Annotated in this window: 1 pseudogene; it reads left to right on the forward strand. The window is 66.3% G+C overall.

Annotated features, from left to right (window positions below):
* Nucleotides 1-389, forward strand: a pseudogene (locus APY03_RS42970) (hypothetical protein); the annotation flags it as partial.

A 389-nucleotide genomic window follows, 5' to 3' on the forward strand; every position in this document is an offset into this window, starting at 1 on the left:
ACGGACGTCGTCGAGAAGGGCCGCGTGGCCATCGGCAAGAACCCGACTTCGCTCGCCATGTCCAAGATCGACCCGGACGACAGGACCATCGAGCCGCTGAACCAGCAGGTGCTGGTGGCTGCGCGCGGCGATCGCAAGATCCAGTGGGTGAGGTTCGGGTCCGACGGCAACAGCGGCAGCGTGGTGCGCACCCTGCAGGACTCACGGATCGTGGACCCGATCGCGGTGGAAGACGCCGACAACTTCGCCAGCGACAACATGGTGCTGAGCATTGCGGACTACGCCGGCAAGAAGGTGTCGAACTACCGCTACGGATCGGTCGTCTTCGCCAATCGCGGCGGCTCCTGGTCCTGCCAGCCGCCGGGCGGATGCCCGGTGCAGCCCACCAA

The sequence above is a fragment of the Variovorax sp. WDL1 genome, assembly GCF_001541225.1.
GTDB lineage: Bacteria > Pseudomonadota > Gammaproteobacteria > Burkholderiales > Burkholderiaceae_C > Variovorax.